21 protein-coding genes and 1 other RNA gene are annotated in these 21,566 nt (G+C 64.9%); 18 read left to right on the top strand and 4 right to left on the bottom strand.

Annotation, left to right across the window (positions count from 1 at the left end; genetic code table 11):
* Both CH306_RS24475 and CH306_RS24470 read right to left on the bottom strand, forming a co-directional pair.
* On the bottom strand, positions 1 to 1,221 hold the full coding sequence (locus tag CH306_RS24475) for an acyl-CoA dehydrogenase family protein (RefSeq protein ID WP_032397698.1): 1,221 nt from the start codon (positions 1,219 to 1,221) through the stop codon (positions 1 to 3).
* 45 nt (positions 1,222 to 1,266) lie between these two features.
* On the bottom strand, positions 1,267 to 2,676 hold the full coding sequence (locus tag CH306_RS24470; RefSeq protein ID WP_094648192.1) for an acyl-CoA dehydrogenase family protein: 1,410 nt from the start codon (positions 2,674 to 2,676) through the stop codon (positions 1,267 to 1,269).
* Between the two features lie 143 nt (positions 2,677 to 2,819).
* On the opposite strand from CH306_RS24470, the gene CH306_RS24465 reads away from it, so the two are divergent.
* Complete coding sequence (locus tag CH306_RS24465; RefSeq protein ID WP_094648191.1) at positions 2,820 to 3,188, top strand: DUF1304 domain-containing protein; 369 nt, start codon at positions 2,820 to 2,822, stop codon at positions 3,186 to 3,188.
* Between the two features lie 7 nt (positions 3,189 to 3,195).
* On the opposite strand, the gene hisN is transcribed toward CH306_RS24465, so the two are convergent.
* Together hisN and CH306_RS24455 are read right to left on the bottom strand one after the other, a co-directional pair.
* Positions 3,196 to 3,987: a histidinol-phosphatase gene (gene hisN / locus CH306_RS24460; protein WP_094648133.1), complete on the bottom strand. Its 792-nt coding sequence runs from the start codon at positions 3,985 to 3,987 to the stop codon at positions 3,196 to 3,198.
* 58 nt (positions 3,988 to 4,045) lie between these two features.
* Positions 4,046 to 4,537 carry a beta-class carbonic anhydrase gene (locus CH306_RS24455; RefSeq protein ID WP_094629871.1) on the bottom strand — a complete coding sequence of 164 codons (492 nt, stop codon included), beginning with the start codon at positions 4,535 to 4,537 and terminating at the stop codon, positions 4,046 to 4,048.
* Positions 4,538 to 4,761: 224 nt separating this feature from the next.
* On the opposite strand from CH306_RS24455, the gene prfB reads away from it, so the two are divergent.
* The 17 genes from prfB to CH306_RS24370 all read left to right on the top strand — a co-directional run bounded on the left by prfB (position 4,762) and on the right by CH306_RS24370 (position 21,561).
* Positions 4,762 to 5,874 (top strand): peptide chain release factor 2, encoded by a 1,113-nt coding sequence (gene prfB / locus CH306_RS24450; RefSeq protein ID WP_032398321.1) that lies wholly within the window; start codon positions 4,762 to 4,764, stop codon positions 5,872 to 5,874.
* A 38-nt stretch (positions 5,875 to 5,912) separates the two neighbouring features.
* Positions 5,913 to 6,812, top strand: a complete 900-nt coding sequence (locus tag CH306_RS24445; protein ID WP_032397701.1) for a mechanosensitive ion channel family protein — start codon at positions 5,913 to 5,915, stop codon at positions 6,810 to 6,812.
* Positions 6,809 to 7,255, top strand: a complete 447-nt coding sequence (locus CH306_RS24440; RefSeq protein WP_094648132.1) for a hypothetical protein — start codon at positions 6,809 to 6,811, stop codon at positions 7,253 to 7,255. The genes CH306_RS24445 and CH306_RS24440 overlap by 4 nt, the downstream gene beginning before the upstream one ends.
* An 86-nt stretch (positions 7,256 to 7,341) precedes the next feature.
* Positions 7,342 to 8,031, top strand: coding sequence for a cell division ATP-binding protein FtsE (ftsE, locus tag CH306_RS24435; RefSeq protein WP_027496574.1), 690 nt, complete (start codon positions 7,342 to 7,344; stop codon positions 8,029 to 8,031).
* Between the two features lie 66 nt (positions 8,032 to 8,097).
* Positions 8,098 to 9,003 (top strand): permease-like cell division protein FtsX, encoded by a 906-nt coding sequence (ftsX, locus tag CH306_RS24430; RefSeq protein ID WP_045195704.1) that lies wholly within the window; start codon positions 8,098 to 8,100, stop codon positions 9,001 to 9,003.
* A gap of 83 nt (positions 9,004 to 9,086) precedes the next feature.
* Entirely contained in the window at positions 9,087 to 9,560 is a 474-nt protein-coding gene (gene smpB / locus CH306_RS24425; protein WP_032397704.1) for an SsrA-binding protein SmpB, read from the top strand.
* An 8-nt stretch (positions 9,561 to 9,568) separates the two neighbouring features.
* Positions 9,569 to 10,423 (top strand): DMT family transporter, encoded by an 855-nt coding sequence (locus CH306_RS24420; RefSeq protein WP_094648131.1) that lies wholly within the window; start codon positions 9,569 to 9,571, stop codon positions 10,421 to 10,423.
* A gap of 31 nt (positions 10,424 to 10,454) precedes the next feature.
* Positions 10,455 to 11,906 carry an SDR family NAD(P)-dependent oxidoreductase gene (locus tag CH306_RS24415; RefSeq protein WP_254924073.1) on the top strand — a complete coding sequence of 484 codons (1,452 nt, stop codon included), beginning with the start codon at positions 10,455 to 10,457 and terminating at the stop codon, positions 11,904 to 11,906.
* A 65-nt stretch (positions 11,907 to 11,971) separates the two neighbouring features.
* Positions 11,972 to 12,342, top strand: a transfer-messenger RNA (tmRNA) gene (ssrA, locus tag CH306_RS24410).
* A gap of 115 nt (positions 12,343 to 12,457) precedes the next feature.
* A complete protein-coding gene (locus CH306_RS24405) occupies positions 12,458 to 13,153 on the top strand; it encodes an alpha/beta hydrolase family protein (protein ID WP_094648190.1) in 696 nt (231 codons plus the stop codon).
* Positions 13,132 to 14,421, top strand: a complete 1,290-nt coding sequence (locus tag CH306_RS24400) for an NAD(P)/FAD-dependent oxidoreductase (RefSeq protein WP_373453539.1) — start codon at positions 13,132 to 13,134, stop codon at positions 14,419 to 14,421. The genes CH306_RS24405 and CH306_RS24400 overlap by 22 nt, the downstream gene beginning before the upstream one ends.
* Positions 14,412 to 15,191: a DUF1365 domain-containing protein gene (locus CH306_RS24395; protein ID WP_094648130.1), complete on the top strand. Its 780-nt coding sequence runs from the start codon at positions 14,412 to 14,414 to the stop codon at positions 15,189 to 15,191. The genes CH306_RS24400 and CH306_RS24395 overlap by 10 nt, the downstream gene beginning before the upstream one ends.
* Positions 15,188 to 16,489, top strand: a complete 1,302-nt coding sequence (locus tag CH306_RS24390; RefSeq protein WP_176459087.1) for an SAM-dependent methyltransferase — start codon at positions 15,188 to 15,190, stop codon at positions 16,487 to 16,489. The genes CH306_RS24395 and CH306_RS24390 overlap by 4 nt, the downstream gene beginning before the upstream one ends.
* Complete coding sequence (locus CH306_RS24385; protein ID WP_094648129.1) at positions 16,486 to 17,811, top strand: SAM-dependent methyltransferase; 1,326 nt, start codon at positions 16,486 to 16,488, stop codon at positions 17,809 to 17,811. The genes CH306_RS24390 and CH306_RS24385 overlap by 4 nt, the downstream gene beginning before the upstream one ends.
* Complete coding sequence (locus CH306_RS24380; RefSeq protein ID WP_094629879.1) at positions 17,799 to 18,599, top strand: DUF1295 domain-containing protein; 801 nt, start codon at positions 17,799 to 17,801, stop codon at positions 18,597 to 18,599. The genes CH306_RS24385 and CH306_RS24380 overlap by 13 nt, the downstream gene beginning before the upstream one ends.
* A 71-nt stretch (positions 18,600 to 18,670) precedes the next feature.
* Complete coding sequence (gene pgm / locus CH306_RS24375) at positions 18,671 to 20,311, top strand: phosphoglucomutase (alpha-D-glucose-1,6-bisphosphate-dependent) (RefSeq protein ID WP_094648128.1); 1,641 nt, start codon at positions 18,671 to 18,673, stop codon at positions 20,309 to 20,311.
* Positions 20,308 to 21,561, top strand: coding sequence for an MFS transporter (locus CH306_RS24370; protein WP_371828391.1), 1,254 nt, complete (start codon positions 20,308 to 20,310; stop codon positions 21,559 to 21,561). Before pgm ends, CH306_RS24370 begins: the two co-directional genes overlap by 4 nt.
* The last annotated feature ends 5 nt before the right edge of the window (positions 21,562 to 21,566 follow it).

The raw sequence follows: 21,566 nt of genomic DNA, 5'->3' as shown, positions 1-21,566 counted from the left end.
TCACTTCAGTTCTGCGGACGACTTCCCGAGTACTCGACGAGCAACGATCAGCTGCTGGATCTGCTGAGTTCCCTCGAAGATGTCGAGAATCTTGGAGTCGCGGCTCCACTTCTCGAGCAGCGGGCGCTCGGAGTAGCCGTAGGTACCGGCGAGTTCCACTGCCTTGAGGGTGATGTCGACTGCCGAGCGGCCCGCCTTGGCCTTCGACATCGACGCCTGCAGCGAGTTGGGCTCCTTGTTGTCGGCCATCCACGCTGCCCGCAGTGCGAGCAGATGCGCTGCTTCCCAGTCCGCTTCGAGGCGGAGGAACTCTGCGGCCGCCGCGTGCTGGTTGTAGGCGGGTGTCTCGTACGAGATGTCGACTCCGGCATCGACCAGGATCGATCGCAGCTCTTCGAGCGCCGCCCGCGCCACACCGATGGCCATACCGGCCACCAGGGGGCGGGTGTTGTCGAAGGTCTGCATGACGCCTGCGAAGCCCTTTTCGACGTTCACCTCGGCGGTGCCGAGCAAATTGTCCTTCGGGATGCGGCAATCCTCGAGCAGCAGCGCAGCGGTGTCGGACGCCTTGATGCCCAACTTGTGCTCGAGACGTGCAACCGACAGGCCCGGTGCGTCACGCGGAACGACGAACGACTTGATGGCCGCGCGGCCGAGCGACTTGTCGACCGTCGCCCATACGACGATGTGGGTGGAACGCTCACCGGCGGTGACGTAGATCTTCTCGCCGTTGAGTACCCACTCGTCACCGTCGAGGACGGCGGTGGTGGTCACCGCTGCGGAGTCCGAGCCGAAGCTGGGCTCGGTGATGGCCATCGAGGCCCACACCTTGCCGAAGCGCTCGAGCTGCTCGTCGGTGGACACGGCTGCGATGGCCGAGTTGCCCAGGCCCTGGTAGGGGATCGACAGCGTCAGGCCGACGTCGCCCCAGCAGGTCTCGATCACGTTCACCAGGGCAGACATGTTGCCGCCGTTGGCGTTCGCGGTTTTGCTGGGCTTGGCCGACTCGCTGTCCTTCTCGCGGCCACCGGCGGCTCCGCCGATTTCGCCACCGGCGTCGGACATGCCTTCGACCATCGACGCCATGGTGTCGAGCTCGACCGGGTACTCGTGCTCGGCGAGGTCGTACTTTCGGGAAATCGGGCGGAAGATCTCGGCAGCGACCTGGTGAGCCTGATTCGCCTGCGCCCGAAGCTTCTTGGGAAGTTCAAGATTGATCATGGTGTGTGTCCTTGGGTGAGTGCCATGGAATTCGGGGGCGGACGGCTAGATGAGAACGATGCCTTCGGCGACGCCGACGGATCGCAGATCGCGGTACCAACGCTCCACCGGGTGCTCCTTGGTGAAGCCGTGACCGCCGAGCAACTGAACGCCATCGGAACCGATCTGCATGCCCTTCTCGGAGGCGAGTCGACGCGCGAGCGCCGATTCGCGGGCGAACGACAGTCCCTGCTCGGCCCGCGAAGCGCCGCGCAGCGTCACCAACCGCATGCCGTCGAGCTCGATGGCGATGTTGGCGACCATGAAGGCCACGGCCTGGCGGTTGCTGATCGGCTCGCCGAAGGCCACACGCTCGTTCACGTAGGGGACGACGTAGTCCAGCACGGCCTGGCTCGTACCGACGGCCAGCGACGCCCAGCCCAGTCGTGCGAGACCGATGGCAGCGCTGTATTCGGCGGCCCGCTGGTCCGCGTCACCGTCACCGAGCAATGCCGACTCGGGAACTGCGACGTCGGTCAGGATCAGGCGACCGAGTCCGGCAGCACGCAGCCCCATGCTCGGATCGGCCTCGACGACGAGACCCTTCGAGTCGGACTCGACGATGAAGAATGCCGGGCGGCCTTCGAGTTCTGCGGCGATGACGAACAGCTCGGAGCTGCCTGCAGCAGGCACCAGGCTCTTGACGCCGTTGAGCTTGTAGCCGCTGGGGGAGCGAGCGGCCTTGGTCTGCAACGCATACGGATCGAAGAGCGCGCGGGGCTCGTTGACGACCACCGCAGCGTTCGGAACCTTCTCGCCCACGAACGCGGGCAGGTAGGTCTTCTGCTGTGCGTCCGTTCCCCATTGGGTCAGCGCGACGGCGACGCCGGAGGGGGCGAGGATGGGCAGGGCCAGGCCCATGTCGCCGTGCGCCAGCGCCTCGGCGACGAGCGAGTTGGTGACGGCCCCGCGCTCGGTGGCAGCGCCGTCGAGCTCCTCGGGAACGTTGATGAGGGTGATGCCGAGTTCGGCGGAGCGACGCACGAGGTCCTCGGGCGAGGACGCGTTGTGGTCTGCATCGAATGCGGCAGGCCGGAGGATTTCCTCGGCGAACTCCTTGACCGTCTCGACGATCATGCGCTGCTCGTCGTCGGGCGTCAGGTCGAAGTAGCTCAGGTTCTTGGCGGCACCGTCGTCGAGACGCTTGGGCTTACCGCCACCGGTGACCTTGGCGAACGTGCGATTTGCCGCGCCGAGAGTCTTGAACCCGGTCTTGGTGCTCTCGTACGTCACCCGGTCGATCGTCTGACGAAGGTTGTACTTCTCCGCCAGTTCGGATCCGGTGATGGCGGTCAGAACGCGCATCGCGGTTCCGATCGCATCCCTCTTGAACGGGTTGAGGCCAACCGCAGAAGTATCGCGGGGCACCTTGGGGGCCTTCGCGTCGACCACACTGTCTTGCTTGCTCATGATCACCAGTTCCTCGGCGTCGGTCACGGACTCCACAGATCTTACTCCCGAGTAAGATAGCTGTCTACTATCGAGTAAGTTCACGCACCGAGCCGAGTCGTTGCCGAGTGCATCACGCCAGGCCGGGCTGGATGTGGCACGCTGATCCGGTGCATCCGATCGCCCAGGTTTTCGCCGGCCTCGCCGCGGCCCTCCACGTCGTCATCTTCGTCATGGAGAGCGTGGCCTGGTCCAGGCCCGCAGTATGGTCGCGTTTCGGCGTCGCCAGTCAGCACGACGCCGACGTCGTCAAACCGATGGCCTTCAACCAGGGCTTCTACAACCTGTTCCTGGCCATCGGCATCGTGGTCGGCCTCGTCGTGGGCGGCTCCGCGGGCGACGCCGTCGTGTACTTCGCCTGCGCGAGTATCGTCGGCGCGGCACTCGTGCTCGCGACCGGTGGCGCGAAGTACTTTCGAGCGGCGTTCGTTCAGGGCATCACACCGCTGATCGCGCTGGTTGTGGCTGCAGTTCTCTAAGCGAGTGTCAGGCCCGAGGGGACAGGTGCTCGAGGACCGCGTGCTGCAGTAGGCCGTTGGTGGCCACGGCACTGCCACCGTGTGGGCCCGCGGTGCCGTCGAGCGCGGTGAACTCGCCGCCTGCCTCGCGCACCAGGACATCGAGCGCGGCCAGGTCCCACAGTGAGACCTCGGGTTCGGCGGCGATGTCGACTGCCCCCTCGGCGACCAGGCAGTACGAGAAGAAGTCGCCGTAGCCGCGCACCCGCCACACGGCGTCGGTCAGATCGAGGAACCGATCCCTGGTACCCAGATCCGCCCAGCCGGACAGGCTGGAGAAGCTCAGACTCGACGACGCCAACGAATCGACCTTCGAGACCTCGATCGGGCGCGGGGTGCCGCCGTCGGACGCCGTCCATGCTCCGAGATCGCTCGCGGCCCACCAGCGTCGGTTCAGGGCAGGCGCGCTGACGACTCCGACTCGCGGTACGCCGTCGTCGAGCAACGCGATGAGGGTCGCCCAGACGGGCACGCCGCGGACGAAGTTCTTGGTGCCGTCGATGGGATCCACCACCCACTGGCGTCCGCTGAAGGTTGCAGTACCGCCGAACTCCTCGCCCAGCAATGCGTCGGTGGGGCGCTGCGCACCCAGCGAGTTGCGGATTGCCGTCTCGACAGCCAGATCCGCGTCGGACACCGGGGTGAGATCCGGCTTGGAATCGACCGACAGGTCCATGGCGAGAAATCGTCGGCGTGTGATGGCGTCCGCCTCGTCGGCGAGAGTGAGGGCGAGAACAAGATCGGAGGAGTAATCGGTCACCGGAGAAGACTATCGCCGCGCACGGGCTGCTCGTACGCGGCGACATGGGTGGTCGGGCCTATTCGGTGACTTCGTTCAGCTTTCCGGTTGCGACGTCGAAGACGAAGCCTCGAACGGATTCGTGCTTCGTGACGAACGGGCTCTGCTCGATGCGAGCGAGCGACTGGCGAACATCGCGGTCCAAGTCGGTGAACGACTCGGCAGCCCAGTGTGGCTTGATGCCCGTCTCGTCCTGTAGGTCTTTCTTGAACTCGTCGTCGGTGAAGGTGAGCATGCCGCAGTCGGTGTGATGGATCAGGATGATCTCCTTCGTGCCGAGCAGGCGCTGACTGATGGCCAGTGAGCGAATCTCGTCATCGGTGATGACACCGCCCGCATTGCGGATCACGTGTGCTTCGCCGTCGTGGAGACCGAGGATGCGGTAGACGTCGAGTCGGGCGTCCATGCACGCCACCACTGCCACGTGCTTCGACGGCGGCAACGGCAGGGGACCGTCGAACGTCGCGGCGTACGCCTTGTTGTTCTCGAGGTACTGGTCGGTGACGGTCATGCGACGCTCCTGTGTACTGCGGGTGTGGCCGGCACCGGGCGGTGGCAGGCATGTCGAGATGCGAATATGTCGATGAGCCGAAAGCTAGCAGTCCACCGATGGCCTGACGAGAGTTGAAATCTGCGCGGTTCGAACCCTCGACGTCGGTGTCCGTTCGGCTCGTGGGGGCCGGGGGAATCGGGGGCGGTCGGGTTCGGGTTCGCGTGCCGGTAACCTTGACTCTCGTGCATCCCGACGTTTCTGCAGACCTGGCCGAGCTCGACACCACTCTGTCCACCGTCGAGTCGGTGCTCGACGTCGAGGAACTGCGGCGACGCATCGACGAACTCGAGCATCAGGCGGCGTCGCCGGACCTGTGGAACGACCAGGAACACGCGCAGCAGGTGACCAGCCAGCTGTCCCATGCGCAGGCCGAGCTTCGCCGCGTCGAAGAACTCAGGCAGCGCCTCGAGGACATGCCGGTTCTGTACGAGCTCGCCGAGGGTGAAGAAGGCGAGGCAGCCGAATCCGCCACCGCCGACGCCGACGCCGAACGCGCCGCGCTCCGGGAGGACATCGCAGCCATGGAAGTGCGGACCCTGCTCTCCGGTGAGTACGACGCACGCGACGCACTGGTCAACATCCGTTCCGGTGCAGGCGGAATCGACGCGGCCGACTGGGCGGAGATGCTCATGCGTATGTACATCCGCTGGGCCGAGAAGCACGGCTACGGCGTCGAGGTCTACGACACGTCCTACGCCGAAGAGGCCGGTATCAAGAGCGCGACGTTCGCGGTCAAGGCTCCGTACACGTACGGCACGTTGTCGGTGGAACAGGGGACGCATCGGCTGGTGCGGATCAGCCCGTTCGACAACCAGGGTCGTCGCCAGACCTCCTTCGCGGAGGTGGAGGTGCTTCCGGTCGTCGAGACCACAGACCACATCGAGATCCCGGAGAACGACATTCGCGTGGACGTGTACCGCTCGTCCGGTCCGGGTGGGCAGTCGGTCAACACCACCGACTCCGCCGTTCGGTTGACGCACATCCCGACGGGGATCGTGGTGACCTGCCAGAACGAGAAGTCTCAGCTGCAGAACAAGGTCTCGGCCATGCGGGTGCTGCAGGCCAAGCTGCTCGAAGTCAAGCGCAAGGAAGAGCGTGCCGAGATGGATGCGCTCAAGGGTGACGGCGGTAGCTCCTGGGGTAACCAGATGCGCTCGTACGTTCTGCACCCGTACCAGATGGTCAAGGATCTGCGTACCGAGTACGAAGTCAACAATCCGTCTACAGTTCTCGACGGGGACATAGACGGATTCCTGGAATCGGGAATTCGTTGGCGAATGCGAGGGGAGCAGTAGATGACCGGTCATTGCGCAGGATCCGCTCCGTCGTTCCGATGACCAGCTGGCTGAACCCGACGCTCGACCTGAAGCTGAACGCCCTCGGGATCGTGCTGTACATCCTGGGCGGAATGCTGGCCGCGCGGTTCGTCACCTGGACCGGGTCCCGCATCACGGCCCGAATCGATCAGAACTACCAGCACAGCGATGCGCTCGTGCGGTCCGAGGCCGCCAAGCATCGGCACGCGCTGGCACAGGTCATCACCTGGGTCGTGGTCACCCTCATCTACATCCTCGTCACCATCGAAGTGCTGCGTCGCTTCGGATTCGGCGTCGGCGGGCTCGTGGCACCCGCGACGGTCATCGGCGCAGCGCTCGGCTTCGGTGCTCAGCGCGTGGTCCAGGACATTCTGGCCGGGTTCTTCATCATCACCGAACGTCAGTACGGATTCGGTGACGTCGTGCAGATCGCCGTCAACGGTTCTGCCGAGGACGCCGAGGGCACGGTCGAGGACGTGACACTGCGCGTCACCCGGGTCCGCAGCGTCGACGGTGAGGTCATCACCGTGCCGAACGGGCAGATCGTCAAGGCGATCAACCTGTCGAAGGATTGGGCGCGCGCCGTCGTCGACGTTCCCGTGCCGAGCACCGCCGATCTCACCCAGGTGAACGCGCTGCTCCGATCGGTCGGCCGCGACGCGTTCGCAGACGCTCGGTTGCGTCCGCTGTTGCTCGACGAACCGACCGTGATGGGTGTGGAGAGCATCGAGGTGGGACAGGTCAACGTCCGCCTCGTTGCGCGAACATTGCCGGGTAAGCAGTTCCAGGTAGGACGAGAACTTCGAGTCCGAGTGGCCGCCGCGCTGCGACCCGAGGGCATCAGCGTTGCTCCCGACGTCAGTACGGCCGGGGTCGCGCCGGAAGCGTCGGGACGAGATCGGACGGAGGATCGATGAATACGCCCGATACCGGAACCGAACGGCCGCAGCGGAACTGGCGACAGTGGCGCATTCCGGCCAAGATCAACGGCCGCGTCCGCACGTCCACAGTCGCGTTCGGGATCTGCTTCGTGCTCACCGGTCTGTGGTACGGCCAGATCAGTGCAGAGATCGCCGAAAGGGACAGTGAACGTATCCAGGGCCCGGTTGCCGTGGACCCGGGCGAACTCACCCCCTACACCCAGCCGCAAACCGTGGAACCGACCTATTCGAGTACCACCGTCACACCCACTCCGACCGCCACCACCGATCCCGACGGATCGGGAAGCGTCGACGAATCAGGGCAGCCGGCGACCACGACGACCCTGCCGTCGACGACCACCGCGCCGTTCGGTGTCCCGCTGCCACCGGTGATTCAGTCGCTGATACCCAGCCAGCCTGCGCCGACGTCGTCTCGCTGAGGCATCCTTTACCGTCTCTCGGGACTCGCCGCGGTGCTCCCTCGGTTCCGGCGGTTACCGGACGGTAAGGACTACACTGGCGACCCGTGATCAGCACCTCGAATGTCTCCAAGTCTTACAAGACCTCCACCAGGCCTGCCCTGGACAAGGTGACGGTCTCCATCGACAAGGGTGAGTTCGTGTTCCTGATCGGTCCGTCCGGTTCGGGCAAATCGACGTTCATGCGGCTGCTCCTCAAGGAGGAGACGCCCACCTCCGGCGACATCCACGTCGCCGATTTCCACGTCAACCGACTGGCGGCCCGACGCGTCCCCCGGCTGCGGCAGAGCATGGGCTGCGTGTTCCAGGACTTCCGCCTATTGCAGCAGAAGACGGTGGTGGAGAACGTGGCGTTCGCTCTCGAAGTGATCGGCAAGCCGCGCTCGATGATCAAGCGCACCGTTCCCGAAGTTCTCGACCTGGTGGGACTCGGCGGTAAGTCGGATCGTCTGCCTAACGAGTTGTCCGGTGGAGAACAGCAGCGGGTGGCGATCGCTCGCGCGTTCGTCAATCGTCCACTCGTGCTGCTCGCGGACGAGCCGACCGGAAACCTCGATCCGGACACCAGCCAGGACATCATGCTGCTGCTCGAGCGCATCAACCGCACCGGAACCACGGTGCTGATGGCCACCCACGACAACCACATCGTCGACTCGATGCGCCGACGCGTCGTCGAACTCGACAACGGACGAGTCGTTCGTGACGAGGCCCGCGGGGTCTACGGCGTCGGTCGCTGACGCCGCCGCCGACTCAGGACCGCACAGACGTCACGACCGAACGAATCGAAGGGCTCGGATTCCGCGATGCGCGCAAGTTTCATCTTCAGCGAGGTCTTCACCGGACTTCGCCGCAACATCACCATGACGATCGCCATGATCTTGACGACCGCAATTTCTCTCGGCCTGTTCGGCGGTGGCCTGCTCGTGGTCCAGATGGCGGGGAAGACTCAGCAGATCTTCCTCGATCGGGTGGAGGTGCAGATCTTCCTCACCGACGACATCTCGGCGAGCGACGCCGATTGTGCGCAGGAGACTTGCGCCACCCTGCGATCGGATCTGGAGAACACTCCGTCGGTGGTCTCGGTGCAGTACCTCAATCGTGAGGATGCGGTGAAGGACGCCACCGAACGCGTGTTCAAGGATCAGCCGGAGTTGGCCGAACTGGTCAGTGCCGACAGCTTTCCCGCGTCGTTCAAGGTGCGTCTGAGCGATCCCGAACGGTTCGGGGTCATCAACGACAACTTCGAGAATCGACCGGGCGTACAGAGCGTTCTCAATCAGCGCGATCTCGTCGAGCGTCTGTTCAGTGTCCTCAACGGCGTGCGCAACGCGGCTTTCGCCATCGCCACGGTGCAGGCGATCGCGGCAATCCTGTTGATCGCCAACATGGTTCAGATCGCTGCGTTCACCAGACGAACCGAGGTGGGCATCATGCGGTTGGTCGGTGCCACTCGGTGGTACACGCAGTTGCCCTTCCTCCTGGAGGCGGTGGTGGCGGCGTTGATCGGCTCGGCGCTCGCGATCGCCGGCCTGTTCACCGCGAAGAACATGTTCATCGACGACGTTCTGTCGGATGTGTATCAGGCCAACATTCTGGCCCGAATATCGAACAGTGACGTTCTGCTCGTCTCGCCGTTCCTCGCACTGGTGGGAGTGGGCATGGCTGCGGTGACGGCGTACATCACGCTGCGGTTGTACGTGCGCGAATAAATTCGGTTGCCGTTCGGTTCTATGCTGGAGCGGTTGCCCGTGGAACCGATCCACGCGGCGCATGCTCGAGAAAGGGCCCTGCAGTGAGAGAGAAGGGCCGCAAGGCCATCGCGACCAATCGCAAGGCGCGGCACAACTACTCCATACTCGACGTCCTCGAGGCCGGAGTCGCCCTCGTCGGTACCGAGGTCAAGAGTCTGCGCGACGGTAAGGCCTCACTGGTCGACGCCTTCGCGACCGTCGACGACGGTGAAATCTGGCTGCGCGGGCTGCACATCGCCGAGTACACGCTCGGGAGCTGGACCAACCACGCGCCGCGGCGAAACCGCAAACTGCTCCTTCATCGCCGCGAGATCGATCGCCTGGCAAGCAAGGTCAAAGAGGGAAATCTGACGCTGGTGCCGTTGTCGATGTATTTCTCCGACGGCAAGGTCAAGGTCGAGCTGGCACTGGCCAAGGGCAAGCAGGACTACGACAAGAGACAGTCGCTGGCCAAGCGCACCGCCGAACGCGAGGTCACTCGCGAGCTCGGTCGTCGCGTGAAGGGAATGCGCTGACCGCTGTACTGCTCGCCCTGGTAGCCGCCGTCGGCTACGGAGTGAGCGATTTCGTCGGCGGAGTCGCATCCCGCCGAGTCGCCGCCCTCCGGGTGGTCATCGTGTCCTACCCCCTGTCGCTGATGATCGTGCTGCTCGTCGCACCCTTCGTCGGCGGCACGATCGAGCTCCCGGCGATGCTCTGGGGGTTGGCCTCGGGTGTCGCCGGTGGCGTTGCGGTGTGGTGGTTCTACCTGGCCCTCGCTGCCGGGCCGATGGCCGTGGTCTCACCGGTCACCGCCGTCCTGGTCGCCGGGATCCCGGTCCTGGTGGGGCTGTCCATGGGAGAGCGTCCCGGAATCATCGCGTTCGTCGGTATCGCCGTAGCACTGGTGGCCGTGGTGCTGGTGAGCAGAGAATCTCCGGACGAGGTGACCGGCGAGGTGGCCGGCGGACGCGAGATGAAGTTCACCCGAACAGTCGCCTGGTTGACGGTCGGTTCGGGGGTGACGTTCGCGTTCGCATTCATCTTTCTGCACCGGATCGGCGACGGCAGCGGGCTGTGGCCGCTGGCGGCATCGCGCGCATCCGCGACCGCGGTGGTCTGGATCGTGGCCCTCGCTTCCGGCCACTTCGCACCGCCGCACGGCAGCGTGCTCAAACTCGCGGCCTTCGTCAGCGTGCTCGACGTCGTCGCCAACGCGGCGATGATCTACGCCTATCAGGGTGGTCTGCTCTCCTTGGTCAGTGTCATCGCGTCGCTGTATCCGGCGGCGACGGTACTGCTGGCGATGGTGATGCTCGGCGAGCGAGTGGGAATGTTGCAGAAGATCGGAATGGCGTTGGCGCTCGGTGCGATCGCGATGATCGCGCTCTCTGGTTGAACCGCACCGCCCGGGGGTAATGACTCCGGTTATGACAGCTTTCGACTCTGCCTCCGACACCGCCGCGCCCGAGAAGTCGCCGCGCGTCCTCGTCACCGGTGCCACGGGATATCTGGGCGGTCGGCTGGCCCCGCGACTGCTCGACGAGGGGTACACGGTCCGCGTGCTGGCACGCACGCCCGCCAAGCTCGACTCCGTGCCGTGGGCGACCGATGTCGAGATCGTGCAGGGCGATCTGAGCGATCGGGAATCGTTGAAGGAAGCGCTCAGCGGAGTCGACGTCATGTACTACCTGGTGCACTCGATGGGCACCGCAGGGCACTCGGATTTCGCCGACACCGAACGCGACAGCGCCGAGAACGTCGCGGCCGTGGCGGCGGAATGCGGTGTGGGGCGCATCGTCTACCTCGGCGGGTTGCATCCGCCGACCGGTGAACTCTCGCCGCACCTGAAGTCGCGTGCCGAGGTGGGACGCATTCTGATCGACTCGGGAGTCCCGACGATCGTTCTGCAGGCCGGTGTCGTGATCGGATCCGGCTCGGCGTCGTTCGAGATGATCCGGCACCTCACCAATCGGCTTCCGGTGATGACCACACCGCGGTGGGTACACAATCGCATCCAGCCCATCGCTGTGCGGGACGTGTTGCACTACCTGATCGGTGCCGCGAGTGCGCCCATCACCGAATCCAGGACGTTCGACATCGGCGGTCCCGATGTCATGCAGTACGGCGAGATGATGAACATCTATGCCGACGTCGCGGGTCTGCGGCAGCGTCGGATCATCGTGCTCCCGGTGTTGACTCCGCGACTGGCCGGTCACTGGATCGGGCTGGTGACTCCCATTCCGCGCGGGCTGGCGATGCCGCTCATCGAATCACTGCAATACGACGCCATCGGTCACGAGATGGACATCGATGCCGTCGTCCCGCGCCCGGAGGACGGCCTGACCGGCTACCGCGATTCCGTGAGATTGGCGCTGCGCAAGATCGACGACGGCGAGGTGGAGACTCGGTGGACTGATGCCACCGGTACCGCGGCACCGTCGGATCCGTTGCCTTCGGATCCGACCTGGGCAGGCGAGGTCGTCTACACCGACACCCGGGTCGCCCGCAGTGCAGCGCAGTCGACCGCGATCAGGCCTGCACTCGAACGATTGGCCGACGCCGACGTTCTCACCGGCTGGCATCGCGACGTCACCGGACCCGACGCATCCGCGTCGGGCACCGAGCACACCACGCGGCTCAAGTCCTCCACACGACTTCCCGGCGAGGCCTGGCTGGACCTGACGGTCGGGGGAACTGCGAAGCAGCCGACGATCGAGCAGCGGTTGGTGTTCTTCCCTCGTGGACTGGCCGGCCGGGCGGTCTGGTACGCCTCGCTGCCCGTACGCCTGGTGATGGCCCGTCGGATGCTGCGCACGGTGGTGCAACGAGTCGACGCCGACGCTGCCTCGAATTCTGCGGATCGCCGAGTCGGCCGTTAATGGAATGAATGTGTCCGGGGGAGGCGTTACACTGAACAGCCCGGGCACGGTGTTCGGGAACATACGGGGCTGAACGGTTTCGACTTTGTATGTTGAGTCAGGGGAAGCGTGTCGGTGCAGGCGAGAGACCACCGTAAGCGTCATCGCAACCTTATAAGCGCCGATTCCAATCAGCGCGACTACGCACTCGCTGCCTAAGTAGCGACTGCGTGTCTGTCAGTCCGGGCTTGCCCTCGGCCCGGGTACTGGCATCAGCTAGAGGGCTCACCGATTCATCCGGCCGCGGGATGATGAGGAACATCAAACAGTGGCTGGGATCGTCATCCTGACTTGTTCGCGAGATCGGGAGATCCAAGTAGAGGCATAGCGGACTGCACACGGAGAAGCCCTGGCAATGCAGCAGAGGACCCGGGTTCGATTCCCGGCAGCTCCACCGACGAAGACCGGGCCGAGAGATACTCTCGGCCCGGTCTTCTTCTTTGTCGGCCAGGTCACAATCGACTCGGTCGAACCCATCCAACCCGAAGCGACCGCGGTGTCGAATAGTGGTCATGAGCAACGAGCCCACCCCAGTTCTGCATACCGGCAGACCGGTGCGCGCGCCGTCACTGGTCGTGCTGGTCCTCGGCGGCGGGAAAGACGTGAGCCGGGCCCGCAGTCGGCCGTGGCACCTGGCCGGTCTGCGCATGTGGACGTTCACCTGGATGCTTCGGCGCGTCGGCCGTACACGCGGCGTATCGGTGCAGCAGCTGCAGTACCGGTTCCGGGGCTGGAACGCGCCCGAACGGTCTCCGGTCGAGGACGCCCGATGGGCCCTGAACCGAATTCACGACGAGTACCCGGACGTTCACGTGGTGGTCGTCGGCCATTCGATGGGTGGCCGCACCGCCGCTGCACTGGTCGACGATCCTTCCATCCCAGGAGTGGAGCCGGCAGGAACGACCCAGAAGATCGTGGGTGTCGTGGCCCTGGCTCCGTGGTGGCCGGAGGGCACGGAGGTCGATGCGTTCGAACCGGGTAGGAAGCTGCTCGTGATGCACGGAACTGCCGACAGGTGGACCGATCCTCGAACGTCCCGCCGGGCGACCGAACGTGCGGCGGCGCGCGGGGTGGACGCTCGCTACCTCTCGGTGCCGGGTGGGCATTTCATGCTGCGCAATCCGCGGGTCTGGTCCAGGGCAACGCGGGACTTCGTTCTCGGTATCGCTGCCGATGCGCCGGCCGACTGCATGGGCAGGCAATCGTGACGCGGCGCCGGGTCGCGGTGGTGGGGAGCGGTGTTGCCGGTCTGACGGCGGCGTACGCGCTCTCGTCGACGTCGTCGGTGACGTTGTACGAGGCGGACTCCCGCCTCGGCGGCCATGCGGACACCCACTACGTGGACGGACCCGATGGCCGCGTCGGCGTCGACACCGGGTTCATCGTGCACAACGACCGGACATATCCGACGCTGCTTCGACTGTTCGACGAGCTCGAGGTGCCTACTCAGGATTCGGACATGAGCATGTCCGTGCGGTGCGACGGGTGCGGCCTCGAATACTCGGGCGGCCAGGGCATGCGCGGAATCCTCGCGCAACGCACAGCGGTGTTCAAGCCGCGATTCGTCTCGATGCTGCTCGACGTCAAGCGTTTTCATCGCCTGGCCAACGAACTGCTGGACAGTTCCGAACCGGTGGAGTCCGAGACGACTCTCGCGCAGTTTCTCGCAGAGCACTCGTTCTCGGCGTACTTCGAAGCACACTTCATGACGCCGCTGGTGTCCGCGGTGTGGTCGTGCAATCCGGACACTGCTCTCGCGTACCCGGCTCGCTACCTCTTCACCTTTCTTCGGCACCACGGGATGCTCACCGTCACCGGCTCTCCCACCTGGCGCACCGTCACCGGTGGATCCATCGAATACGTTCGGCGGGTTGCTCGGCACATCGACGAGGTGTTGCTCGATACCCCCGTGCACGCGGTCTACAGGTCCGAGGACTGCGTGCAGATCCGAGACGCCCGCGACGACCTGCGTACGTTCGACGCTGCCGTGATCGCGGTGCACCCCGGTGCCGCGCTGAAGATGCTCGCAGAACCGACTGCGCTCGAGCACAGCATCCTGGGAGCGATGCCGTACTCGACCAATCACACGCAACTGCACACAGATTCGTCGGTACTGCCGAAAAACACGAGGGCGCGAGCGTCGTGGAACTATCACCTCCCGTCGTGCGCGGCCAAACCCGACCGGGTGCTGGTCAGCTACGACCTGACCAGGTTGCAACGCCTGGGGGAGACCGATCGCAGAATGCTGGTCACCCTCGGTGGAGCGGATCGTATCGACCCGGGTCGGGTGCTGGACGAGATGACCTACGAACACCCGCAGTACACCCCGGAATCGGTTGCAGCGCAGCGTCGACTTCCCGAATTGGACACCGACACCGTGGCATTCGCCGGTGCTTACCATGGCTGGGGATTTCACGAGGACGGTGCGCTCTCGGGTGCGCGGGCCGCGCAACGGGTGGGTGCCACGTGGCTCTGACGTCTCTTCTGCCGGCCACCCGCGCGCACGGGGCGGCTCTGTATCGCACTCGAATCGACCACGTTCGGCGCGCGCCGATTCGAAACACGTTCTCGTACCGGAGCTACAGCTGGTTCGTCGACCTCGACGCGCTTCCCGAGTTGCCCCGGATACTGCGACCACTGGCCTCGTTCGACTCCCGTGACCACCTCGGTGACCCCGACGCCACTCTTCGCCAGAACGTCGATGCGTTCCTGGCGGAGAACGGTATCGATCTCGGCGGCGGACGGATCACGATGTTGGCGAGCGCACGGGTGTTCGGTCACACCTTCAACCCACTGAGTGTGTACTGGTGTCACGACAACGACGGAGAGCTCCGCTGCGTCGTCGCGGAGGTGCACAACACCTACGGCGAGCGATACCGGTACCTGGTGCACACCGATCATCGCGGCGCGGCCCGTACGACCAAGGAGTTCTACGTCTCTCCGTTCAACGACGTCGACGGCGAATACTCCATGCTGCTACCCGAGCCGGACGCCGCGCTTCGGCTCTCGATCGTCCTCGAACGCGCCGGTCAGCCCCCGTTCGTGGCGACCGTCGACGGCCGTCGACGAGAAGTGACGACGCAGTCGATTCTTCGCACTGCAGTCGAGATCCCGATTGCGCCGCTACGAGTGGTGGTACAGATCCGATGGCAAGGGATTCGGCTCTGGGCGCGGGGGCTGAAGATCGTGCAGAAACCTGCCCCTCCCGGGGCACGAAAATCCCAGAAGCAAGGGGCCAACAGATGACTACTGTGTCGAAATCCAATTCGGTGTCGAACCCGGTCGGTGGTCCGAGCCCGCTGGTCGATCCGCAGGTCTGGCCCCAGATCGCCCATGTTCCCGGTGGTGCAAAGGTTGCGGTGGCCGCACCCGTGGCCGACTTTCTCTTTCGCCGTGCGGTGGCACGCCTGCAGGTTCGGGTCGCGATGCCCGACGGCGAGGTGATCGGTGCCGGTTCGGCCGAGGCACCGTTGATGACCGTCCATCGGCCACACGACTTCGCCGCACGGGTCGGGGACAGCGGACTCATCGGATTCGGTGAGGCATACATGGCCGGTGACTGGGATGCCGAGGACCTCACTGCTGTGCTCGAGGTCTTCGCCCGGCGAATGGCGTCGCTGATTCCCAAGTCGCTGCAGCGACTCCGAGGGCTGTACATTCCGAAACCCCCACGGAGCGAGCGTAATACGACCAAGAACACGCGATCGAACATCTCGCGCCACTACGACTTGTCGAACGATCTCTTCGAACTCTTCCTCGACGAGACGATGACCTACTCGAGTGCGTTGTTCGCCGAATCGGGGAGCGGAGACGACAGTGCGGAGCTCGCCGACGCTCAGCGCCGCAAGATCGATCGGCTTCTCGACCGCGCGGGCGTCGGAGAGGGAACCAGAGTGCTCGAGATCGGCACCGGATGGGGCGAGCTGGCCATTCGTGCGGCCGCTCGTGGTGCGACGGTACGGTCGGTGACACTGTCGACCGAACAGCAGGAGCTGGCGCGTAAGCGCTGTGCCGCTGCCGGTTACGCGGACAGAATCCGGATCGATCTTCTCGACTACCGCTTGGTCGACGGCGAGTACGACGCGATCGTGTCGGTCGAGATGATCGAGGCCGTCGGGCATCAATACTGGGCAACGTATTTCGAGACGATCGACTCGTTGCTCGCGCCGGGTGGTCGAGTTGCCCTGCAGGCCATCACGATGCCGCACGACCGAATGCTGGCTACTCGAAACACGTACACCTGGGTACACAAGTACATCTTTCCCGGCGGGTTCCTGCCGTCGGTGCGAGCCATCGAAGAGGTCACCGAGCAGAGCACCTCGCTTCGGGTACGGGAGCGACTGTCCATGGGTGATCACTATGCGCGAACCCTGGCGCTGTGGGACAGGCGTTTCCGCGAATACCGCAGCGAGGCAGAGCAGCTCGGTTTCGACGAGGTGTTCGCACGGATGTGGCACTTCTACCTGTGCTACTCGGAGGCCGGGTTTAGATCCGGGTACCTCGATGTTCAACAGATCGTGCTCGACCGAAGGGACAACCGATGACCACCTCGACACTCTCCGTGGACCGGACCGATCGACGAGTCGGTGTTGCGCATCGAATTGCCGAGTTGGTGGAACCCCTGGTGGGTGGTCCACTTCCCGTTCGGCTGCAGGCGTGGGACGGATCCGTCGCAGGCGATGCCTCGGCACCGAGGGTGCTGTTGCGCAGTCCGAGCGCTCTTCGGCGATTGCTGTGGAGCCCCGGTGAACTCGGTGCTGCGCAGGCATACGTCACCGGCGAGTTGGACGTCGACGGCGACCTCGCCGCGGCTCTCGATCACGTCTGGGGTGTGGTGCGTGAGCGTCGACTCTCGGCGATCCGTCCGGGACCGGCCTCGCTACTACGGTTGGCGAAACTGGCCAAGGATCTCGGGGTGTTCGGCCGTCCGCTGCCGCCGCCCGTGTCGCAGGCCTCGGTGAAGGGGCGGCTGCACTCGGTGCTCCGCGACCGCGCTGCGATCAGTCACCACTACGACCTGTCGAACGACTTCTACGAGTTGGTCCTCGATTCGCACATGGCGTACTCGTCGGCGTACTGGACCTCCGATTCACCGGATTACACCCTCGACGACGCTCAGCGCGACAAACTCGACCTCGTATGTCGAAAGATCGGCCTCGACAAGCGCGTAGGGCAACGCTTTCTCGACGTCGGTTGCGGCTGGGGATCCCTGAGCCTGCACGCGGCACAGGAGTACGGAGCGAAGGTCGTCGGAGTGACGATCTCCCGGGAGCAGAAGGCCTTCATCGACAAGCGCATCGCCGACCGAGGACTGCAGGACCGCGTCGAGATCCGAATCCAGGATTATCGAGAGATTCCGGACGGGCCCTTCGACGCGGTGGCGTCGATCGAGATGGGCGAGCATGTGGGGGAGGCCAATTACCCGACCTACACCGCCGCCCTGCATACCAACGTCAAGCCCGGCGGCCGCGTGCTGATCCAACAGATGTCGCGGAGGGAAGGCGACAACCCCGGCGGCGGAGCATTCATCGAATCGTTCATCGCGCCGGACATGTACATGCGCCCGGTCGGGCGGACCGTCGCGATGATCGAGGAGGCCGGACTCGAGGTTCGCGACGTCCACGCCCTCCGGGAGCATTACGTGCGGACCGTCGACGTCTGGACCCAGCGCTTCGAGGCACGCTTCGACGACGTGGTGGCGATGGTCGGGGAGGAGGTCGCTCGCGTGTGGCGGCTGTACCTGATCGGCGGTGGAATGGCGTTCCGGGACAACAGGATGGGCGTCGATCAGATTCTGGCGGTCCGGTCCGGGAGCGGACCGTCCGAGATGGAACCGGTTCGACCGGTGTGGGTGTGCCCGCGGTGAACTGGTCCGACTTCCTGACCGTATCGCTGGCGAGCCTCGGCGGTACCGCTGTCCTGATGATCGTCACCGCCCTCATCGGCGCGCGTATCGGACGCCACAACGTCGTGGACGTGACGTGGGGCGGCGGATTCGTTCTGATCGCCCTGATCTCGGCTGCGACCGGAACAGGTGAACTGTGGCGTCGCTTACTACTGCTCGTCCTGGTCGGTGTGTGGGGGCTTCGCCTTGCCGTGCACGTCTTTCGACGCTCGCGCGGGCACGGCGAAGATCCGCGCTACACCGAGATGCTCGCCAAGGCCCCCGGTAACGAAACCCTGTACGCCCTGCGGAAGATCTACCTGACGCAGGCGGTTGCATTGTGGTTCGTGTCCCTGCCGCTGCAGGTATCCGCTGTCGCACACGGATCCGTTCTGCCGGTCGTCGTGCTCGGAGTACTGGTCTGGATTCTCGGATGGACGTTCGAGGCAGTGGGCGATGCGCAGTTGAAAGCCTTCAAGGCCGACTCCTCGAACAAGGGCCGGATCATGGACCGGGGTCTGTGGGCCTGGACGCGGCACCCCAACTACTTCGGCGACTCGGCGGTCTGGTGGGGACTGTTCCTCGTCTCGGCGTCGGCGTGGCCCGGGGTGTTCACGCTTCTCTCGCCCATCGCGATGACGTACTTCCTGGTGTTCGCCACCGGTGCACGGTTGCTCGAGCGCAGCATGGAGAAGCGACCGGGGTATCGCGAATACCAGCAGCGAACGAGCTATTTCCTCCCGCGGCCACCGAAGCAGCACAGCAAGTAGCTCACGGGTGCGGGGGCGGCGCTAGGGTTGGTCGAGAAGTTCGGTTTCGTCGATCAACGAGGAGGCGCATCGTGGCGCACGAGAGAGCTGGAACCACTGCACTGCCGGAGGATCTGGTGGATCTTTCGCAGCTCGTGACCGCGTACTACTCGCGGGTTCCCGATGTGTCGGAACCGAGTCAGCAGGTGGTGTTCGGCACCTCCGGACATCGAGGGTCCAGTCTGGACTCGGCGTTCAACGAGGCGCACATCGTGGCGACGACGCAGGCGATCGTGGAGTACCGGTCCGCACAGGGCATCACAGGCCCGCTGTTCATCGGTCGGGACACTCACGCTCTGTCCGAACCCGCCTGGACGACGGCGTTGGAAGTGTTGGCTGCCAACGGTGTCGACGTACTGGTCGATTCGGGCGATCGGTACACGCCCACCCCTGCCGTCAGCCACGCAATTCTTCGCCACAACGAGTCCGGGCCGTCGGCGAAGGCCGACGGCATCGTGGTGACTCCCTCGCACAATCCGCCGCGGGACGGCGGATTCAAGTACAACCCTCCGCACGGTGGTCCGGCCGACAGCGATGCCACATCGGTCATTGCCGCTCGCGCCAACGAGCTTCTGCGCGATGGCATTTCGGGCATCAAGCGGGTGACCCTTGCCCAGGCGTTCGCGGGGAGCGTCTCTCGCTACGACTTCCTCGGCACCTACGTGGACGACCTACCGAACGTGCTCGATCTCGACGCGATCCGCGCGGCCGGAGTGCGTATCGGAGCAGATCCGTTGGGTGGAGCGAGTGTCGATTACTGGGATGCCATCGCCGAGCGGCACAATCTCGACCTGACCGTGGTGAACCCGTTGGTGGACGGCACATTCCGCTTCATGACTCTCGATACCGACGGCAAGATCAGGATGGACTGCTCGTCGCCGAACGCGATGGCCTCGCTCATCGCTGCCCGCGATCGGTTCGACATCTCGACGGGCAACGATGCCGACTCCGATCGACACGGCATCGTCACTCCCGACGGTGGCCTGCTCAACCCCAATCACTTTCTCGCCGTCGCCATCGACTACCTGTTCACCCACCGACCCGATTGGTCGCCCACGGCGGCAGTGGGCAAGACGTTGGTGAGCTCGTCGATGATCGACCGGGTCGTCTCGGGTCTCGGCCGTCGTCTGCTCGAGGTGCCGGTCGGTTTCAAATGGTTCGTCCCCGGTCTGCTCGCAGGCGAGCTCGGATTCGGCGGTGAGGAGAGCGCCGGAGCGTCGTTCCTCCGACACAACGGCCGCGTCTGGACCACCGACAAGGACGGAATCGTGCTGGCTTTGCTGGCATCCGAGATCACCGCTGTCACCGGATCCACGCCGTCGCAGCGCTACGCCGAGTTCACCGCGAAGTTCGGCGATCCGACGTATGCCCGCGTCGATGCACCTGCCACCCGCGTGCAGAAGGCCGTTCTCTCCGAGCTGTCGCCCGATCAGATCACCGCCACCGAGCTGGCGGGCGAACCGATCACGGCAACGCTGACCGAGGCTCCCGGCAACGGAGCGGCCCTCGGTGGTCTGAAAGTGACGACGGAGAGCGCCTGGTTCGCTGCGCGCCCGTCCGGAACCGAGGACGTGTACAAGATCTACGCGGAGTCGTTCCAGGGCGAGGACCATCTGGCCCGGGTTCAAGCCGCCGCACGTGAGCTGGTGTCCTCCGCACTCGAGAGCTCGTGACCGACTCACCTCCATCCGACCACGACAGTTCGGCTCCCGAGCCCGCATTCAGACCCGGAGGCAAGCTCCCACCGGAGATCTGGGTACTGGTATCGGCGGCGTTCGTCATCGCGCTCGGATTCGGTATCGTCGCGCCCGCTCTGCCGCAGTTCGCCCGGGAATTCGGCGTCGGATACACGGCGGCGTCGGCGGTCATCAGTGCGTTCGCTCTCATGCGGTTGCTGTTCGCGCCCGCCAGTGGTGCTCTGGTGCAGCGGCTCGGCGAGCGGCCCGTTTACCTGATCGGACTGCTCATCGTTGCGGTGTCCACCGGCGCCTGCGCGCTGGCTCAGACGTACTGGCAGCTGTTGGTGTTTCGAGGACTCGGCGGCATCGGCTCGACGATGTTCTCGGTGTCGGCACTGGGATTGCTGATCAGGATCAGCCCTGCGACCAGTCGGGGCCGCATCTCCGGCCTCTATGCGACCGCGTTCCTACTGGGAACCATCGGCGGTCCGCTCGTCGGCGGCGCTCTCGTCGGATTCGGGCTGCGGGTGCCGTTCGTGATCTATGCCGTAGCGCTCGTGATCGCGGCGGCCGTCGTGTACTTCACCCTGGGCAACTCCGACCTCGTCAAGCCGGAGAAGGGTTCGGCACCACCCACGATGTCGTTGCTCGCCGCGCTGCGGATCCCGTCGTATCGGGCTGCGTTGGCGTCGAATTTCGCCAACGGGTGGGCAGTGTTCGGTGTTCGAGTGGCCTTGGTGCCGTTGTTCGTCGTCGAGGCGATGCAGCGATCCGAGGTGTTCGTCGGTATCGCGCTGACCGTGTTCGCAGTGGGAAATGCCCTGGTGCTCACCAGTGCAGGCCGCCTGTCCGACGTGCGCGGACGCAAGCCGTTCATGGTGGGTGGGCTGGCGGTGTGCGGGCTGGGAACCGTCGTGATGGGGTACGTCCACGATCCCGTGCTGTTTCTCGTGGTGTCGCTGATCGCCGGAATCGGATCGGGTCTGATGAGCCCCGCCCAGCAGGCCTCGGTTGCGGACGTGATCGGCTCGAAGGCGCGCGGTGGGCCCGTGCTGGCTGCATTCCAGATGGCATCCGATGTCGGCGCGGTCATCGGCCCGATCGTCGCCGGGATGATCGTCGAACAGGTCTCGTTCGGTCCGGCATTCGCCGTGACGGGCGCGCTGCTTCTCCTGGCAGGACTGTGGTGGTCGCGAGTTCCGGACACGCTCGGGCGCGAGCGCACCCGACCGACGCAACCGTAGTATTC

Source organism: Rhodococcus sp. 15-725-2-2b, assembly GCF_002259075.1.
In the GTDB taxonomy this organism is placed as follows: Bacteria; Actinomycetota; Actinomycetes; order Mycobacteriales; family Mycobacteriaceae; genus Rhodococcoides.
This window is presented reverse-complemented; position numbering and strand designations above follow the sequence as displayed.

Bases quoted from the DNA above. Each gene is read 5' to 3' on its own strand.
- CH306_RS24475 (WP_032397698.1), bottom strand. From the start codon at position 1,221: ATGATCAATCTTGAACTTCCCAAGAAGCTTCGGGCGCAGGCGAATCAG.
- CH306_RS24455 (WP_094629871.1), bottom strand. From the start codon at position 4,537: ATGACCGTCACCGACCAGTACCTCGAGAACAACAAGGCGTACGCCGCG.
- CH306_RS24445 (WP_032397701.1), top strand. From the start codon at position 5,913: ATGACCAGCTGGCTGAACCCGACGCTCGACCTGAAGCTGAACGCCCTC.
- CH306_RS24440 (WP_094648132.1), top strand. From the start codon at position 6,809: ATGAATACGCCCGATACCGGAACCGAACGGCCGCAGCGGAACTGGCGA.
- ftsX (WP_045195704.1), top strand. From the start codon at position 8,098: ATGCGCGCAAGTTTCATCTTCAGCGAGGTCTTCACCGGACTTCGCCGC.
- CH306_RS24415 (WP_254924073.1), top strand. From the start codon at position 10,455: ATGACAGCTTTCGACTCTGCCTCCGACACCGCCGCGCCCGAGAAGTCG.
- CH306_RS24405 (WP_094648190.1), top strand. From the start codon at position 12,458: ATGAGCAACGAGCCCACCCCAGTTCTGCATACCGGCAGACCGGTGCGC.
- CH306_RS24390 (WP_176459087.1), top strand. From the start codon at position 15,188: ATGACTACTGTGTCGAAATCCAATTCGGTGTCGAACCCGGTCGGTGGT.
- CH306_RS24385 (WP_094648129.1), top strand. From the start codon at position 16,486: ATGACCACCTCGACACTCTCCGTGGACCGGACCGATCGACGAGTCGGT.